The organism is Blautia sp. MSJ-19 (assembly GCF_018918125.1).
In the GTDB taxonomy this organism is placed as follows: Bacteria; Bacillota; Clostridia; order Lachnospirales; family Lachnospiraceae; genus Blautia_A.
The window spans coordinates 45,976-62,518 of sequence record NZ_JAHLQA010000015.1 but is presented as its reverse complement, the minus strand read 5'-3'; the positions used below and the strand labels follow the sequence as shown (position 1 = coordinate 62,518).

The 16,543-nt window shown below is 44.6% G+C and carries 18 protein-coding genes; all 18 read left to right on the top strand.

The features are described from left to right. Positions 1 to 6 precede the first annotated feature (6 nt). The 18 genes from KQI91_RS06445 to spo0A all read left to right on the top strand — a co-directional run bounded on the left by KQI91_RS06445 (position 7) and on the right by spo0A (position 16,480). Positions 7 to 393 (top strand): SpoIIIAC/SpoIIIAD family protein, encoded by a 387-nt coding sequence (locus KQI91_RS06445; protein WP_216392035.1) that lies wholly within the window; start codon positions 7 to 9, stop codon positions 391 to 393. Next, positions 390 to 1,595: a stage III sporulation protein AE gene (locus KQI91_RS06440; protein ID WP_216392034.1), complete on the top strand. Its 1,206-nt coding sequence runs from the start codon at positions 390 to 392 to the stop codon at positions 1,593 to 1,595. Before KQI91_RS06445 ends, KQI91_RS06440 begins: the two co-directional genes overlap by 4 nt. After that, positions 1,592 to 2,167, top strand: coding sequence for a stage III sporulation protein AF (locus KQI91_RS06435; RefSeq protein ID WP_216392033.1), 576 nt, complete (start codon positions 1,592 to 1,594; stop codon positions 2,165 to 2,167). Before KQI91_RS06440 ends, KQI91_RS06435 begins: the two co-directional genes overlap by 4 nt. Continuing rightward, positions 2,130 to 2,471, top strand: coding sequence for a hypothetical protein (locus KQI91_RS06430; protein WP_216392032.1), 342 nt, complete (start codon positions 2,130 to 2,132; stop codon positions 2,469 to 2,471). The genes KQI91_RS06435 and KQI91_RS06430 overlap by 38 nt, the downstream gene beginning before the upstream one ends. A gap of 11 nt (positions 2,472 to 2,482) precedes the next feature. After that, complete coding sequence (locus KQI91_RS06425) at positions 2,483 to 3,214, top strand: SpoIIIAH-like family protein (RefSeq protein ID WP_216392031.1); 732 nt, start codon at positions 2,483 to 2,485, stop codon at positions 3,212 to 3,214. A gap of 152 nt (positions 3,215 to 3,366) precedes the next feature. Then, entirely contained in the window at positions 3,367 to 4,956 is a 1,590-nt protein-coding gene (locus KQI91_RS06420; RefSeq protein WP_216392030.1) for a peptide chain release factor 3, read from the top strand. A gap of 78 nt (positions 4,957 to 5,034) precedes the next feature. Then, a complete protein-coding gene (locus KQI91_RS06415) occupies positions 5,035 to 5,421 on the top strand; it encodes an Asp23/Gls24 family envelope stress response protein (RefSeq protein ID WP_216392029.1) in 387 nt (128 codons plus the stop codon). A 126-nt stretch (positions 5,422 to 5,547) separates the two neighbouring features. After that, positions 5,548 to 6,078: a transcription antitermination factor NusB gene (gene nusB, locus KQI91_RS06410; RefSeq protein WP_216392028.1), complete on the top strand. Its 531-nt coding sequence runs from the start codon at positions 5,548 to 5,550 to the stop codon at positions 6,076 to 6,078. A 5-nt stretch (positions 6,079 to 6,083) separates the two neighbouring features. Continuing rightward, entirely contained in the window at positions 6,084 to 7,295 is a 1,212-nt protein-coding gene (gene xseA, locus KQI91_RS06405; protein WP_216392027.1) for an exodeoxyribonuclease VII large subunit, read from the top strand. Continuing rightward, the gene (xseB, locus tag KQI91_RS06400) at positions 7,292 to 7,522 is read left to right on the top strand and encodes an exodeoxyribonuclease VII small subunit (RefSeq protein WP_216392026.1); all 231 of its coding nucleotides are present in this window, start codon (positions 7,292 to 7,294) and stop codon (positions 7,520 to 7,522) included. The genes xseA and xseB overlap by 4 nt, the downstream gene beginning before the upstream one ends. Beyond that, complete coding sequence (locus KQI91_RS06395; protein WP_216392025.1) at positions 7,512 to 8,399, top strand: polyprenyl synthetase family protein; 888 nt, start codon at positions 7,512 to 7,514, stop codon at positions 8,397 to 8,399. Before xseB ends, KQI91_RS06395 begins: the two co-directional genes overlap by 11 nt. Positions 8,400 to 8,415: 16 nt before the next feature. Continuing rightward, on the top strand, positions 8,416 to 10,278 hold the full coding sequence (gene dxs, locus KQI91_RS06390) for a 1-deoxy-D-xylulose-5-phosphate synthase (RefSeq protein ID WP_216392024.1): 1,863 nt from the start codon (positions 8,416 to 8,418) through the stop codon (positions 10,276 to 10,278). Then, positions 10,275 to 11,084 carry a TlyA family RNA methyltransferase gene (locus KQI91_RS06385; protein WP_216392023.1) on the top strand — a complete coding sequence of 270 codons (810 nt, stop codon included), beginning with the start codon at positions 10,275 to 10,277 and terminating at the stop codon, positions 11,082 to 11,084. Before dxs ends, KQI91_RS06385 begins: the two co-directional genes overlap by 4 nt. Before the next feature lie 16 nt (positions 11,085 to 11,100). Continuing rightward, the gene (locus tag KQI91_RS06380; protein WP_216392022.1) at positions 11,101 to 11,955 is read left to right on the top strand and encodes an NAD(+)/NADH kinase; all 855 of its coding nucleotides are present in this window, start codon (positions 11,101 to 11,103) and stop codon (positions 11,953 to 11,955) included. A 63-nt stretch (positions 11,956 to 12,018) separates the two neighbouring features. Then, positions 12,019 to 12,474, top strand: coding sequence for an arginine repressor (gene argR / locus KQI91_RS06375; RefSeq protein ID WP_216392021.1), 456 nt, complete (start codon positions 12,019 to 12,021; stop codon positions 12,472 to 12,474). Continuing rightward, positions 12,468 to 14,159, top strand: coding sequence for a DNA repair protein RecN (gene recN / locus KQI91_RS06370; protein WP_216392020.1), 1,692 nt, complete (start codon positions 12,468 to 12,470; stop codon positions 14,157 to 14,159). Before argR ends, recN begins: the two co-directional genes overlap by 7 nt. Positions 14,160 to 14,252: 93 nt before the next feature. Continuing rightward, on the top strand, positions 14,253 to 15,467 hold the full coding sequence (spoIVB, locus tag KQI91_RS06365; protein ID WP_216392019.1) for a SpoIVB peptidase: 1,215 nt from the start codon (positions 14,253 to 14,255) through the stop codon (positions 15,465 to 15,467). A gap of 206 nt (positions 15,468 to 15,673) precedes the next feature. Next, positions 15,674 to 16,480, top strand: a complete 807-nt coding sequence (gene spo0A / locus KQI91_RS06360; RefSeq protein ID WP_216392018.1) for a sporulation transcription factor Spo0A — start codon at positions 15,674 to 15,676, stop codon at positions 16,478 to 16,480. Positions 16,481 to 16,543: the final 63 nt, after the last annotated feature.

The window sequence follows — 16,543 nt, the reverse complement described above, 5'->3', positions numbered from 1 at the left end:
GGAGTTATGGACATTGTCAGAATTTCACTGTTGGGAATCAGCGGAGTTGTACTGGGATTTTTCCTCAAAAATACAAGACCGGAATATGTATCCTTTATTACGATGGGGATAGGAGTCCTTATTCTTGGGTTTGCGGTGGAAAAACTGCAGTATCTTTTTGAGACGCTTGGAAAGATACAGGAAGACCTGGCTATCAGCCAGGAATATTTTTTTACCTTGATCAAGATGGTGGGGATTACCTATATCGGGCAATTTTCTGCGGGAATCTGTAAGGATGCCGGGCATCAGGCGACAGCTGCACAGATTGAACTTTTCTGTAAACTTTCTGTAATGGTGCTGAGTGTTCCGATACTCATGGCATTACTGGAAACGATTCAGGAGTTTCTGGGATGAAGAGAGGTCTGATAAGTCTGGCAGTCCTTTTTCTTCTGTTACTGTCTTGTCGGACGGAGAAATGTCTGGCAGCAGAATGGACAGCAGAAGAGACAACAGAGAAGACAGACACAGAAAACGCAGCAGGAACAGATACAGGGACGGAAACGGCAGATCGTCTTCTGGACGAGCTGGAGCTTTCCCAGGTACAGGGGATGCTGGATGAAATGCTTGGAGAACAGAGCTTTTCGATGAAAGAGACCCTGGCAAAGCTGGTGAAAGGAGAGAAGGTTCTTTCTGGTGAGAGCATCCGGGAACTTCTGTACAGATGTTTTTTTGCACAGATGGAAAAAGAAAAAGGCCTTTTTGTCAGACTGTTGCTACTGGTATTACTTGCTGCGATATTTGCTGATTTTGCGGCTGCTTTTGACAGTGGACAGATTGGAGATATCTGTTTTTATCTTGTTTATCTGTTGCTTTTTATACTTCTTATGGACGCATTTACAGATATGAGCCTGTCTCTGCAGCAGACACTTTCGTGGATGACAGAATTTATGAGGGGGCTTGCACCGGCATATTTTCTTACAGTCAGTGTATCTGCAGGTACAGCGACCGCTTCTGTATTTTATGAAGGAGTACTGATCCTGACCTGGATGATCCAGTGCCTGATCAGACAGATCTTTTTGCCGGGAGCAGGACTTTATGTAATGTTGTCGTTGGTGAACCATCTTTCCAGAGAAGAGATGCTTGGGAAAATGGCAGAACTGATTGATACGGCAGTCAGATGGGGACTGAAGACTCTGCTGGGGGCGGCCGTAGGATTGCAGGTCATACGAAATCTTGTGGCACCTGTAATGGATACGTTGAAAAGAGGGATGCTTGGAAGGGCTGCCGGTGCATTGCCGGGAGTGGGAAATGCGGTAAATATGGTGACAGAGCTGGTACTGACAAGCGCAGTACTTGTACGGAACAGTCTTGGCGTAGTGATACTGCTGGCATTTGTGGCAATTGGAGCCGGACCAGTGCTGCACTATGGAATTCTGTCACTGGCGTATCGTTTTCTGGCGGCGGTAGCACAGCCTGTTTCAGATAAAAGAATCGTAGAATCTCTGACTGCGATGGGAGAAGGCTGCGTGCTTCTTTTGAAAGTCATTTTTACAGCAGAAATTCTGTGCATGCTGGATTTCCTGATTTTGATGACGGGACTGGGAGGAAAGGTATGAAAGCAGAAATTTATCAGTGGATCCGAACACTTGCGGTATTTTATATTGTATTTTCCATGGTTCTGCATCTGGTGCCGGATCTGAAATATGAGAGGTATATTCGTCTGTTTATGGGACTTCTTCTGATCTACATTCTGTGTGCGGCCATGCTGACCCTGTTTGGACGCGGTCAGGAGATGGTGGAGACTTTTCACAGCAATTATCAAAAAGAGCTTGCCGGGATGGAGATAAAAAATATGCAGAATCTGCAGAGTCTTTATATCAGAGATGGATTTGAGGAAGAACTTGAAAAAGAAATTATGGAAGAATGTGACAGAACAGGAATAAAAGCAGGGAAGGTTGTCGTACATATAAACAGTAAGAAAATCACGACAGTACTGTACCTGAAAGAGGAACCGGACAGAGAACAGGAAAGGAGAATGTATGATGTGCTCGCGCAGAACTTCGGAATTCAGGAAAAAGACTGTCAGTTCATTGTTGGGAACGATGGGGAAACGGCAATGGCTGGTGATTCTGCTTCTGGGACTGCTTTTGATGGTAGCGGCACTTCCGGTTTCCGGAACGGACAGTAAAAAGAAAACAGAAACAATTTCTGAAAGCATCGCGGAGAGTACTGCTGCAGCAGAAACCAAAACAGAACTGGAGGGAAAACTGGAAACACTGCTGGAACATGCAGAAGGTGTGGGAAGAGTAAAAGTGATGCTGATGACGGATGGTGGACAGGGATTGTATGACTCAGGAGAGACACAGGTAACGGGAGTGCTGATCGTTGCAGAGGGAGCAGATAATTCTGTTACAGTACAGAAAATACAGCAGGCGGTTATGGCATTATTTCAGATAGAGGCTCATAAAATTAAAATAATGAAAATGAAATGAGGAGTGAAAAGGTGAAAAAAATATTCAGGAAAAATCAGGTGATCATTACCTCACTGGCAATTCTTATTGCGGTAGCCGGGTATCTGAATTTTGCAGATGTGGATCTGCTTCCGGGAGACAAAGAAGCCAGTACGGACAGTGCCAGTATTCTGGACCAGGTGGAGTATGACCTGAGTGATCAGACAGTCGCAGAGAACGAAAATGCAGGAGATGTTACAGAAACTGCAGAAATTCCGGATGCGGGAAGTACGCCTGGAGAAGCGGTGCTGACCGGTGCGTCCGATTTTGCTGCACAGGCAAAGCTTTCCAGAGAACAGGTGCGCTCTCAGAACAAGGCAGATTTGCAGGAAATCCTGAATAATACAGAAGTTGGAGAGGATCAGAAACAGGAAGCAGTAAATACCATGGTGCAGATGACAGAGATATCTGAAAAAGAAGCAGCTGCGGAAATGCTTCTGGAGGCAAAAGGGTTCGAAAATGCAGTGGTCAATCTGACGGGGGAAACAGCAGATGTGGTCGTGCCTCAGACAGATCTGGAGGATGCACAGCGTGCACAGATTGAGGATATTGTAAAACGTAAGACAGGGATCGCACCGGAGAATATCGTGATCACCCCATTAAATGAAAGCGAAGAGGATGCAGCTGCGGATACAGAACAGGACAGTCAGCAGGAAGAGACGGATACATATGAAGAGCAGGAGACAGCAGGAGAAGATATCGTAACCGAAGGAATTTATGACTGAAGTGCGTCTGCCCGGATTTTTTGATCCGGGCAGTTGTGCTGTCTTTTTTTAGACAGAGCTTTTTCTTGACATCAGGGTATTTCATATACTAGAATAAAAAGTTGTATAGAAATTAGAAAATTGAAAAATGGATCATAGACAGGAGGCAAAACGTGTCTAAGTATGCGAAAGAAATAGAAAAAAGAAGAACCTTTGCCATTATCTCCCACCCGGATGCAGGTAAGACAACTCTGACTGAGAAATTCCTGCTGTATGGAGGTGCCATTAATCTGGCAGGCAGTGTTAAGGGTAAAGCCACAGCCCGCCATGCAGTATCTGACTGGATGGAAATAGAAAAAGAGAGAGGTATTTCCGTAACTTCTTCTGTACTACAGTTTCATTATGACGGCTATTGTATCAATATTCTGGATACACCGGGACATCAGGATTTCTCTGAAGATACTTACCGTACCCTGATGGCTGCGGATTCAGCAGTCATGGTCATTGACGGAAGCAAAGGTGTGGAGGCACAGACCAGAAAACTGTTTAAAGTCTGTGTTATGCGTCACATTCCTATTTTTACGTTTATCAACAAAATGGACAGAGATGCAAATGATACGTTTGATCTTCTGGACGAAATAGAAAAAGAACTCGGAATCGCAACGTGTCCGATCAACTGGCCGATCGGCTCAGGCAAAAAATTCCGTGGAGTTTATGACCGGAATACACATAAGGTCCTGACATTCTCTGATACACAGAAGGGAACCAAAGAAGGCGTGATCGAGGAAATCGATATTGATGATGAGCGTCTGAATGAGATCGTGGATCCGGATCAGAGAGAACAGCTGATGGAAGAAATCGAACTTCTGGATGGAGCAAGCGTGGATTTTGATCAGGAGCAGGTAAGTAAGGGAAATATGACACCGGTATTTTTTGGTTCTGCACTGACCAACTTCGGAGTGGAAACTTTTCTGGAACATTTCCTCAAGATGACAACTTCTCCGCTTCCGAGAGTGTCAGATGAGGGAGAGATCGATCCGATGTCTGATGATTTCTCTGCTTTTGTATTCAAGATCCAGGCAAATATGAATAAGGCCCATCGAGACAGAATTGCGTTTATGCGTATTTGTTCCGGTAAATTTGATGCGTCTCAGGAAGTGTATCATGTGCAGGGTGAAAAGAAGATGCGTCTTCTCCAGCCACAGCAGATGATGGCGGAATCCCGTCATGTGGTAGACGAGGCATATGCCGGAGACATCATAGGAGTGTTTGATCCGGGTATCTTCTCCATCGGTGATACGATCTGTTCACCAGGCAATAAATTTGCATTTGAGGGTATTCCGACATTTGCACCGGAACATTTTGCAAGGGTTCGTCAGATCGATACTATGAAACGTAAGCAGTTTGTGAAGGGAATCAATCAGATCGCGCAGGAGGGTGCAATCCAGATTTTCCAGGAATTCAATACTGGTATGGAAGAAATCATCGTGGGTGTTGTAGGTGTCCTGCAGTTTGACGTTCTGAAATATCGTCTGGAAAATGAATACAATGTAGAAATCCGTCTGGAAAATCTGCCTTATGAGCATATCCGCTGGATCGCAAACAAGGAAGAAGTGGATGTTTCCAAGATTACCGGAACTTCTGATATGAAAAAAGTCACAGACCTCAAAGGCAATCCGCTGCTGCTGTTTGTCAATGCATGGAGTGTAGGTATGACAGAAGACAGAAATCCGAATCTGGTGCTGACGGAATTCAGTAAATAAACGCTTTTATTTTTGGATCAGATTTGATATACTAAAGCTATCAAAAAATTCGATTCGGAATCCGCAGGAGGAATTGGAATGGCAGAAAAAAGAACAACTTATAAATTACAGGATGTAGGTGGAATCGGTGAAGTCAAGATCGCTGATGAAGTCGTAACCGTTATCGCAGGACTGGCTGCTACAGAAGTAGAGGGTGTTGCTTCCATGGAAGGCAACATTACCAATGAACTGGTAAGCAAACTTGGAGTCAAGAATCTTTCCAAGGGTGTTAAAGTAACTGTTCTGGAAGGCGTTGTGACTGTAGACCTTACCCTGAATATTGAATTTGGTAAGAATATCCTTGAAGTAAGCAAGAAGGTTCAGGATAAAGTAAAATCATCCATTGAAAATATGACTGGCCTGGAAGTTGCAGATGTAAATATTCGCATTGCAGGTGTAGATATGGAGAGCGAAAAAGATAAGTAAACGTAACCGGAAAAAGGAAAGTGTTTCTTTCCTTTTTTCTTTATCAGGCCCTGAAATGCGGGTAACCATGGTTTTATATGGAAATAATGAATGTCTGCTTTAGCAGACATTTCCTTAGGAGGAAACATGCGAAGAAGCGAGCAGAGAGAACATATTTTTAAACTGTTGTTTATGACACAGTTCAATACAGAAAACGAAATGCCGGAGCAGCTGTCAATCTATTTTGACGGTCTTGGTGAACTGGCAGAGGCAGATCAGGAGGCAATCCAGCAGAAGTATGACCATATTCTGGAACATCTGAGTGAGATTGACCAGATCCTGAACGATTACAGCCGTGGATGGAAGACATCACGAATGAACCGTGTGGACCTGACTGCACTGCGTCTGGCGGTATATGAAATGAAAATGGATGAGGATGTGCCGGTTGGAGTTGCGATCAATGAGGCAGTAGAACTTGCCAAACTTTTTGGTGGTGAAGATTCTGGCTCTTTTGTCAATGGTATCCTTGGAAAGATTGCCAGTGGCAAAAAGGATTCCGGCGAAGAACACAAAAAACCTCGTCGTCAGACTCATTCTGCAAAGATCATTATCAGATCTTCTAAGAAAGATGCAAAAGTCCAGAAAGATCAGAAAGCGTCCGAAGAAAGCGCAGAATAATAAAAATGAAAAATATTTTTTCAGTAGGACAGGTCAATCGATATGTCAAGAATATGTTTACGCAGGACTTTATTTTACAGAAGATTTATGTAAAAGGAGAAGTCTCCAATTGCAAATATCATACCAGCGGACATATTTACTTTTCACTGAAGGATGAAACAGGAGTACTTTCCTGTGTGATGTTTGCCGGACATCGCAGAGGACTGGCGTTCCGCATGAAAGATGGGGATCGGGTCGTTGTAGGCGGTGCGGTGGATGTATATGAAAGAGATGGACGTTATCAGCTGTATGCCAGAGAGATTACGCTGGAGGGTGCGGGAGCACTTTATGAGAGATTTCTTGCACTGAAAGAAGAGCTGGAAGAGATGGGGATGTTTGCCCGGGAATATAAGCAGCCGATTCCTGCCTATGTACGGCGGCTGGGAGTGGTTACAGCACCTACCGGAGCGGCTGTGCAGGATATCCGGAATATTTCCCTGAGAAGAAATCCCTATATACAGATTATTCTCTATCCGGCCCTGGTACAGGGCGAAGGTGCGGCAGACAGTATCGTACATGGCATTCAGATGCTGGATCGATCTGATGTGGATGTGATCATTGTCGGACGTGGCGGTGGTTCTATCGAAGATCTCTGGGCATTTAACGAAGAAAAAGTTGCAAGAGCCATCTTTGAGTGTCAGACCCCGATCATATCAGCAGTGGGACATGAGACGGATTTCACGATTGCTGATTTTGTTTCAGATCTTCGTGCACCGACACCCTCGGCAGCCGCCGAACTTGCAGTGGCAGATTTCAGACAGATTCTGCAGAATATGGCCGGACTGAGAGACAGACTGCAGCGGGGGATGCAGCGCAGGACAGAACTTGCACGGATACAGTTAGAGCAGCATCAGATGCGGTTTCAGTACCTGAATCCGGAAACAAAGCTTCGGGATAATCGACAGCGTCTGGCTGACCTGGAGGAAGTGCTGCGAAAAGCAATGCGAAATCGTCTGGCAGAAGAACGGCATACTCTGGGAATCTATCTGGAACGATATAAAGGGTTGTCGCCGTTATACAAATTAAATCAGGGATATTCTTTTGTTACAGACAGAGACGGAAACGGAATCATATCAACAGAACAGGTGTGGCCGGGCGAACTGGTGGAAATTTCTGTAACGGATGGTGTGATCGAAGCAGAGGTACGGAGCAGCAGGAAGGAAGACTGGAATAAATGACAGAACAGATTCAGAAAACAGATACACAGGATAAAGAAGTAGAAGAAGTCTTTCAGGAACTGGACACCATTGCTGAAAAGCTGGAAAGTGGTGAGACATCACTGGAGGATTCTTTTCGTTTATACAAAAAAGGCATGGAGCTTCTGAAATACTGCAGTGACAGACTGGATACTGTAGAAAAAAAGATGCTTCAGATGGATGAGGATGGGACATTACGTGAATTTTAAAGAAGAATTACAGCAGAGAACGGATTATGCAGAAGAGGTGATCCGCAGATGGCTTCCGGAGGAAAAAGGATTTTCCAGAACCATGGCACAGGCGATGAACTACAGTATGTGTGCCGGAGGCAAGAGACTGCGTCCGATTCTTCTTCTGGAAACATTACGCCTTTTTGGCGGAGAAGAAAAGCTTGCGGAACCGTTTATGGCAGGAATCGAAATGATCCATACACATTCGCTGATCCACGATGATCTGCCGGCAATCGACAATGATGATTATCGGAGGGGACGTCTGACCACGCACAAAGTATATGGAGAAGCGATGGGGGTGCTGAGTGGCGTAACACTCCTGAATTATGCTTATGAAACGATGTTCCGTGCATTTGATATGACGCAGGATAAAGACAGGGTCATTCGTGCGGTTCGGATCATGGCAGAGAAAACAGGTATTTATGGGATGCTTGGCGGACAGAGTGTGGATGTCGAGAATGATGGCAAGCCGCTGGAAAAAGAACTGCTGGATTATATTTATGAACACAAGACTTCTGCATTGATCGAGGCTTCTATGATGACCGGAGCGGTTCTGGCAGGTGCGGATGAAGAACAGACAGCTATGATCGAGCGGGCAGCATCAGATATTGGCCTGGCTTTCCAGATACAGGATGACATTCTGGATGTGACCAGTACCAGCCAGGAACTGGGGAAGCCGGTACACAGCGATGAGAAAAATAATAAAGTTACTTATGTGACTCTTTTCGGTGTAGAGAAGGCATCTGAACAGGTAAGAGAACTTTCTGAAAGAGCTCTGGAAGTTCTGGACAGACTATATAATAAAAATGAATTCCTGACAGAACTTGTCATTGAAATGGCAAGCCGCAGGAAATGAAAGAGGGATACGAAGGATGTTGGAAAAGATCAATAAGCCTAATGATATACACAAGATAGCTTTGGCAGATTTTCCACAGCTTGCAGATGAGATCAGAGAATTTCTGATCGAGTCAGTCAGTCAGACGGGGGGCCATCTGGCATCAAATCTTGGTGTGGTAGAGCTGACGCTGGCTTTACACAATGTACTGGATTTTCCACAGGATAAGATCGTATGGGATGTGGGACATCAGGCATATACGCATAAAATCCTGACAGGAAGAAAAGACGGTTTCAAAAATCTCCGAAAAGAAGGCGGAATGAGCGGATTTCCAAAGAGAGGTGAAAGCGACTGTGATGCGTTTGATGCCGGACACAGTTCAGATTCGATCTCTGCGGGGCTTGGATATGTAAGAGCAAGAGATCTTCTGGGACAGAAATACCGTGTAGTGTCTGTGATCGGAGACGGGGCACTGACCGGAGGCATGGCATATGAAGCGTTAAATAATGCCGCAGAATTAAAAACAAATTTTATCATTGTACTCAATGATAACAATATGTCGATTTCCAAAAATGTCGGAGGAATGTCTTCTTATCTGAGTGCGCTGCGTACTGCAGAAGCATATACAGGAATGAAACTGAATGTGACCAAGACACTCAAGAAGATACCAAAGGTCGGAACAGCGGTGGTGGATACCATGCGCAAGACCAAGAGCAGCATCAAGCAGCTGATCATACCGGGTATGCTTTTTGAAAATATGGGACTGACATATCTTGGACCGGTAGACGGACATGATATGCGACAGATGATGAAGCTTTTTAATGAGGCCAAACGTGTGGAAGGTCCGGTGATCGTTCATGTTCTGACCCAGAAGGGAAGGGGATATGCACCGGCGAGCCTGCATCCGGATCAGTTTCATGGAACCGGTCCGTTTGATATACAGACCGGCAGACAGCTTTCTGTGAAAAAAGGACCGACTTATACGGATGTGTTTGCAAAAGCAATGGTAAAACTTGGAAAAGATAATTCAAAACTGGTTGGTATTACTGCTGCAATGAAAGAAGGGACCGGCCTTAAAGAATTCGAAAAAGCTTTTCCGGACCGTCTGTTTGATGTCGGTATAGCAGAAGAACATGCGGTCAGCTTTGCAGCAGGTCTGGCACTCGGCGGAGTGATACCGGTAGTTGCAATTTATTCGTCTTTTCTTCAGAGGGCGGTAGACCAGATGCTTCATGATGTCTGTATGCAGAATCTGCATGTGATTTTTGCTATTGACAGGGCAGGTCTTGTCGGGGCTGATGGAGAAACACATCAGGGAAATTTTGATCTGTCCTATCTGACTATGATGCCGAATATGACTGTTATGGCACCAAAGAATGACAGAGAACTTGAAAAAATGCTGGAATTTGCTGTTCATGCAGCAGGACCATGCGCGATTCGTTATCCAAAAGGAACTGCATATCAGGGACTGGAAGAATTTGAGAGTCCGATCCGCTTTGGAAAAAGTGAAGTTCTTTACCGGGGAGAAAAAACAGCGATTCTGTCAGTGGGAAGCATGACACAGGTCTGCGAGCAGGTGTACAGGGAACTGAAGAACAGAGGGAAAGATCCTACATTTGTAAATGTCAGGTTTGTAAAGCCTCTGGATACGGAACTTCTTGATGAACTTGCAAAAGAGCATAAATTATTTGTAACAGTAGAAGAAAATGTCAAAAATGGTGGATTTGGCGAGCATGTGGCAGCTTATATGGAAGCCTGTCATCCGGATGTACGAGTACTTCCGATCGCAATCTGGAACCGTTTTGTGGAGCATGGAGAAGTCGCAAGCCTGAGAGCCAAGATTGGTCTGTCAGCACCGGATATTCTCGATGCAATAGAGGAATATGAGGAGCAGGAATGAAGAAAAGACTGGATCTTTTGATGGTGGAGCGTGCACTTGCACCTTCCAGAGAGAAAGCAAAAGCATATATCATGTCCGGAGATGTTTATGTAGACGGACAAAAAGAAGATAAAGCGGGAACGATGTTCAAAGAGACTGTAAAGATCGAAGTCCGTGGGAATACACTTCCGTATGTGAGCCGTGGAGGACTGAAGCTGGAAAAGGCCATGAATAATTTTGGCGTTTCACTGGATGGCAAAGTCTGCATGGATGTTGGTGCATCTACAGGAGGATTTACGGATTGCATGCTGCAGAATGGTGCGGTAAAAGTTTATTCTATTGATGTCGGATATGGACAGCTTGACTGGAAACTTCGCAACGATCCTCGTGTTGTGTGCATGGAAAAAACAAACATCCGCTATGTGCTTCCGGAAAATATTGAGGGACCGGCACAGTTTTCGTCTATTGATGTATCTTTTATTTCTTTGACAAAGGTACTTCTTCCGGTGCGTAATCTGCTTACAGAAGATGGAGAGATCGTCTGTCTGATCAAACCACAGTTTGAAGCCGGAAGAGAAAAAGTTGGCAAAAAGGGAGTAGTCCGTGACCCTGCAGTTCATCTGGAAGTCATTGAAAAGGTAATTGCATATGCATCTTCGATTGCAATGGAACCATCTCATCTTTCTTTTTCACCAATCAAAGGACCGGAGGGCAATATTGAATATCTGCTTCATTTAAAGAAAAGACCGGAGGGCGAAGTAATCCAGTCATCTCTTGAGGTGACACCTGAAGCTGTTGTGCAGGAGGCACACAGCCAGCTGGATTAAGGAAGGCTTAGGGGAGATGGACAAGTTTTATATCATCACAAACAGTGATAAAGACAAAGATTTTCAGATTACAAATGAAATCGTTGCGTATCTTGAAAAAAATGGAAAACAGTGTCAGATTCAGCAGGCTGAACGCAAACTGGAAGGAGCTTATCATTATACAAATCCAGATCTGATTCCGGAGAAAACCCAGTGTATTCTTGTACTGGGGGGAGATGGAACCCTTCTTCAGGCAGCCAGAGATGTAGTGCACAGAGAGATTCCAATGCTGGGAATCAATCTGGGAACGCTGGGCTTTCTTGCGGAAGTTGATAAACAGTCGGTGCATGCTGCACTGGATAAACTGATCACAGATGATTATGAGATCGAAGAGAGAATGATGCTTACAGGAACCGTCTGGCATGGTGATAAGATCATTGGACAGGATATCGCACTGAACGATATTGTAATAGGCAGAGAGGGACCGCTCCGTGTTGTACGGTTCAAAAATTATGTGAATGATGTCTATTTGAATTCCTACAATGCAGATGGCATTATCATTGCCACACCTACAGGGTCTACCGGTTACAGCCTTTCCTGCGGAGGACCGATCGTATCTCCAAATGCGGCAATGACGTTGATGACTCCGATCGCACCACATACTTTAAATACGCGAAGTATTATTTTTCCGAAGGAAGATGTGATCACAGTGGAGCTTGGAGAGGGAAGACGGCAGGTGCAGGAACAGGGACTTGCCTCCTTTGATGGAGATACTGAGATTCCGATTGTGACGGGAGACAGGATAGTTATTCGCAAGGCTTCTGTCAGCGTAAAGATCCTGAAACTGAATCATTTGAGTTTTGTAGAGATATTGAGACAGAAGATGGAATAACAGGAAATGTGAAGCAGATGCTCGAGGATAACAGAGCATCTGCTGTGTGATGGAGGGAATGCAGTGAAAAGTGCAAGACATGACAAGATCATAGAACTGATCCAGCAGTATGATATTGATACACAGGAGGAACTTGCGGCAAGACTGAATGCAGCAGGATTTAAAGTAACACAGGCGACTGTTTCCAGAGATATCCGTGCGTTGAAACTGATGAAGGTTGCAGGAAAAGACGGCAAATCCCGTTATGCGATTCTGGCAGAACCGTCAGCAGAACTTGGAGACAAGTACACAAGGATTCTTCATGACGCGCTCACATCGCTTGATGTGGGACAGAATATGCTTGTGATTCGTACAGTTCCGGGCATGGCAATGGGTGTGGCAGCAGCACTGGATGCACTGAAATGGAAAGAGATTCTTGGAAGCATTGCAGGAGACGATACAGTAATGTGTGTGGCACGCGATGGGGAACAGGCAGAGATCGTAGCTGAGAAGCTGAAAGGAATTCTGAAATTATGTTAGTTCATCTTCATGTGAAGAATCTGGCACTTATTGAAGATATTGAAGTCGAATTTGGACCGGGACTGAATATTCTGACCGGTGAGACCGGCGCAGGTAAATCCATTCTTCTTGGATCTATGCAGTTGATCCTGGGAGGAAGAATCGCAAGAGATATGATTCGGGCAGGTGCCGGTTATGCGCTGGTGGAACTGCTTTTTCAGGTAGAGAATCCAAGAGCGGAGGAGGCACTTCACCAACTTGGAATCGAGCTGGAAGAGGGGCAGGTACTTTTGACTCGTAAGATTCTGGATGGCAGAAGTATCAATAAGATCAATGGAGAAACCTGTACAGTCGGACAGATGAAAGCAGTAGCTTCCTGCCTTTTGGATATTCACGGTCAGCATGAGCATCAGTCGCTGCTGTATCAGGACAAGCAGCTGGAGATTCTGGATGCGTATGGCAAAGAGGAAATTTATCCGGCAAAAGAAGAAGTAAAAAGTGCCTATCATACATATCGTGACTGCATGAAACGATTAAAAGCACTTGATATGGATGAGGAACAGCGAAACAGAGAACGTGCTTTTCTCGAATTTGAAGTGGGCGAGATCGAGAGCGCACAGCTTCGCCCGGGTGAGGATGAGGAACTGGAAAATCTCTACCGAAAGCTGAACAATGGGAAGAAAATCCTGGAGACTTTGCAGGGAGTAAGAGATCTGACTGGAAATGATTCTGCACAGGGGGCCGGTGAAGCAGTGGGGAATGCGGTGCGGGAGCTTTCACGTGTTACAGAATATGACAGTCAGCTGGAGTCCATGTCGTCTGTGCTTCAGGAGATTGACAGCTTGCTGAGTGATTTTAACAGAGAATTGTCTTCTTATGTTGAAGATTTGAATTTTGATGATGAAACTTTTTATGAGACAGAGAAAAGACTGGATCTGATCAATAATCTCAAGGCAAAATACGGACAGTCCGTAGAAGAAATTTCTGCTTATGCCCAAAAACAGAGACAAAAACTGGAAGATCTTGACAGATATGAGGAAAACTTCCAGAAGGCAAAACAGCAAGTGGAAAAAAGCTGCAGACAACTGGATAAGGTTTCGAATAAACTTTCTGAAATCCGGCAAAAATACAGCCAGATGCTGACAGCCAGAATTATTGAAGGGCTGAAAGATCTGAATTTTCTGGATGTACAGTTTCATATTGATTTCCAGAGAAAAAAAGAGTATACCGACAATGGTTTTGACGATATAGAATATGAGATTTCAACCAATCCCGGAGAAAGTGTCAAACCTTTGGGAAGGATCGTATCTGGTGGTGAGCTTTCCAGGATCATGCTGGCAATTAAAGCGCTCCTTGCGGATCGTGATCAGATCGAAACGCTGATCTTTGATGAGATTGATACAGGTATCAGTGGAAGGACAGCGCAGAAAGTCTCCGAAAAAATGGCAGTGATCGGGAAATGTCATCAGGTATTGTGTATTACGCATCTTCCGCAGATTGCGGCGATGGCAGATACACATTTTGAAATTGAGAAGCATCAGAAAGGCACGGAGACGATCACGGAAATTCATCCGCTGGAGGGCGATGATTCTGTGAGAGAGCTGGCAAGACTTCTGAGCGGTGCAGAGATCACGCAGGCTGTTTTTGATAATGCAAAAGAAATGAAAGAATTGGCACAGGTTCATAAAAATACAAGACTGAAATAGCTGGATTCACAGCATAATAAGAGAGGATGATCCAAAAGGATCTCTTCTCTTTTTTTACTTTACAGGAAATTACAAAAGAAAGGATGTGGCAGAATGGACAGAAAGAAAAAATACCGGCACATACTTTTCTGGATCATAGGGCTGGATCTGCTGGCTGTAGTATGGCTGGGATATCGTTATCTTGACCGAAAGATTCCGGATGAGCTTTATGTATCAGAAGGCCAGGAGCAGCAGGTAAAAAATGTTCTGGATTATCCGCTGCTTTCTTTTGATGATGCGATCACGGTTTCTGGTGATGGCAGTTATCTTTTATCAGGGAAGATTCTGGGAATGATTCCGTTCAAAGATGTAAAGGTGATTCCGGCAGACAGTACGTCAGTGCTGGTGAGCGGAAGTACTGTTGGAATCTACATGGAAACAGAGGGCGTTCTGGTGATCGATACAGGAGAAATCATTTCTCAGGATGGACAGTCAGAAGATCCGGCAAAGAATATTGTGGAGCCGGGAGACTATATTGTGGCATTTAACGATAAAACGGTACGCAGCAAGAAAGATCTGATAGAAGATCTCAGAAATCTGAATCAGGAGCAGGTAACGCTGCAGGTCATAAGAAAAGGAAAAAGTATTCCGCTGGCAGTCAATCCGGTGAAAGATGTGAAAGGAGACTACAAACTTGGAATCTGGGTCAGGGATAATACACAGGGGATTGGAACGCTTACCTTTGTGGACCAGGATCGCAATTACGGAGCACTGGGACACGGAATCAGTGATGTGGATACCGGCGAACTGCTTCATATCAACGATGGGGCGTTGTATCAGGCACAGATCGTAGGAATTCAAAAAGGAAGCAGCGGAAATCCGGGAGAACTGTCAGGGCTGATTCATTATGAGGCCGAAAAAGTGATAGGAAGTATTGATAAAAACTGCGAGCAGGGAATTTATGGAAAACTGTCGCTCCTGTCAGAAGACCTTTCACTGAAGAAAATGGAAGTGGCATATAAGCAGGAACTGGAGACAGGACCGGCATCTGTTCTGTGCTGTGTAGATGGGGAAGTGCGGGAATTTGAAGCTGAGATCACAAGAATCGATCTGAATCATGAGGACAGCAACAAAAGCTTTGTGATACAGGTGACAGATCCGCAGCTTCTGGAAATGACAGGTGGAATCGTACAGGGAATGAGTGGCAGTCCGGTGATTCAGAACGGAAAATTTGCCGGTGCGATCACGCATGTTTTTGTCCAGGATTCTACAGGAGGTTACGGCATTTTTGCGGAAACGATGTTGGAAAACATCGAACAGGAAAATTAAATTTTTGTCGGAAAAGGGAATGCAGAAGAAAAAAGAAAAAGCAGAATTACAGAAAAATAAGCATAAAAAAACTCTTGAAATGTCGATTTCAGACGAACGAAAATCCAGTGTTTCAGCCGGTTTCGCTTGATTTCGCGGAGGCCTTTCCACTATAATGTCCTTGTTGTAAAGAAGAATGGTTAGCAGGTTAGGAGGGAAAGAGCCTCATGGAAAAATTGAATGTGGCAATTGCAGATGATAATGTAAGAATGGCTGATATGCTGGGTCAGATGATCGAAGATGATAAAGACCTGACACTGGTCGGCAAGGCACATAATGGAGAAGAAATATGTAGTATTATCAGAGAAAAAGAGCCTGATGTTGTGGTACTGGATATTATTATGCCGAAGATGGACGGACTGACGGTCATGGAACAATGTAATCATGATACTTCCGTAAAAAAACAGCCGGCGTTTATTGTAATTTCCGCGGTGGGACAGGAACGGATCACAGAGGACGCATTTAATCTTGGAGCTTATTACTATATGCTGAAACCATTTGACAAACAGGTACTCCTGAACAGAATCAAGCATATTCGGAGAGGCAGTGAGCGCAAAATGAGGGAACCGGTCCGTCAGACTGTGCGGGAAGAACCGGCACCATATGGAAAAAGAAATCTGGAGACAGATGTGACCAATATCATACATGAGATCGGAGTGCCGGCACATATCAAAGGATATCAGTATCTGAGAGATGCGATCATTCTGTCAGTCAATGACATGGAAATGCTGAATTCTATTACAAAAGTACTTTATCCGACGATCGCCAAAAAGCACCAGACGACACCAAGCCGGGTCGAAAGAGCAATCCGTCACGCGATAGAGGTGGCATGGAGCAGAGGAAAGATGGATACGATCGATGCACTGTTTGGATATACTGTGAGCACAGGGAAAGGGAAACCCACAAATTCAGAATTTATTGCACTTATTGCAGATAAAATTCGACTCGAATACAAAAATCACTCTTTCCAATAATGCGATTTTGGAGTATAATAAACAAAAGGTCTGTCACAGACAGAAATGTCGGAAAATAATCTG

Excerpts from the sequence above, each read along its gene's own strand:
- dxs (WP_216392024.1), top strand. The coding sequence starts at position 8,416 with ATGTTGGAAAAGATCAATAAGCCTAATGATATACACAAGATAGCTTTG.
- KQI91_RS06430 (WP_216392032.1), top strand. The coding sequence starts at position 2,130 with ATGGTAGCGGCACTTCCGGTTTCCGGAACGGACAGTAAAAAGAAAACA.
- xseA (WP_216392027.1), top strand. The coding sequence starts at position 6,084 with ATGAAAAATATTTTTTCAGTAGGACAGGTCAATCGATATGTCAAGAAT.
- KQI91_RS06415 (WP_216392029.1), top strand. The coding sequence starts at position 5,035 with ATGGCAGAAAAAAGAACAACTTATAAATTACAGGATGTAGGTGGAATC.
- KQI91_RS06445 (WP_216392035.1), top strand. The coding sequence starts at position 7 with ATGGACATTGTCAGAATTTCACTGTTGGGAATCAGCGGAGTTGTACTG.
- KQI91_RS06380 (WP_216392022.1), top strand. The coding sequence starts at position 11,101 with ATGGACAAGTTTTATATCATCACAAACAGTGATAAAGACAAAGATTTT.
- nusB (WP_216392028.1), top strand. The coding sequence starts at position 5,548 with ATGCGAAGAAGCGAGCAGAGAGAACATATTTTTAAACTGTTGTTTATG.
- KQI91_RS06385 (WP_216392023.1), top strand. The coding sequence starts at position 10,275 with ATGAAGAAAAGACTGGATCTTTTGATGGTGGAGCGTGCACTTGCACCT.
- xseB (WP_216392026.1), top strand. The coding sequence starts at position 7,292 with ATGACAGAACAGATTCAGAAAACAGATACACAGGATAAAGAAGTAGAA.
- recN (WP_216392020.1), top strand. The coding sequence starts at position 12,468 with ATGTTAGTTCATCTTCATGTGAAGAATCTGGCACTTATTGAAGATATT.
- KQI91_RS06435 (WP_216392033.1), top strand. The coding sequence starts at position 1,592 with ATGAAAGCAGAAATTTATCAGTGGATCCGAACACTTGCGGTATTTTAT.
- KQI91_RS06440 (WP_216392034.1), top strand. The coding sequence starts at position 390 with ATGAAGAGAGGTCTGATAAGTCTGGCAGTCCTTTTTCTTCTGTTACTG.
- spo0A (WP_216392018.1), top strand. The coding sequence starts at position 15,674 with ATGGAAAAATTGAATGTGGCAATTGCAGATGATAATGTAAGAATGGCT.
- spoIVB (WP_216392019.1), top strand. The coding sequence starts at position 14,253 with ATGGACAGAAAGAAAAAATACCGGCACATACTTTTCTGGATCATAGGG.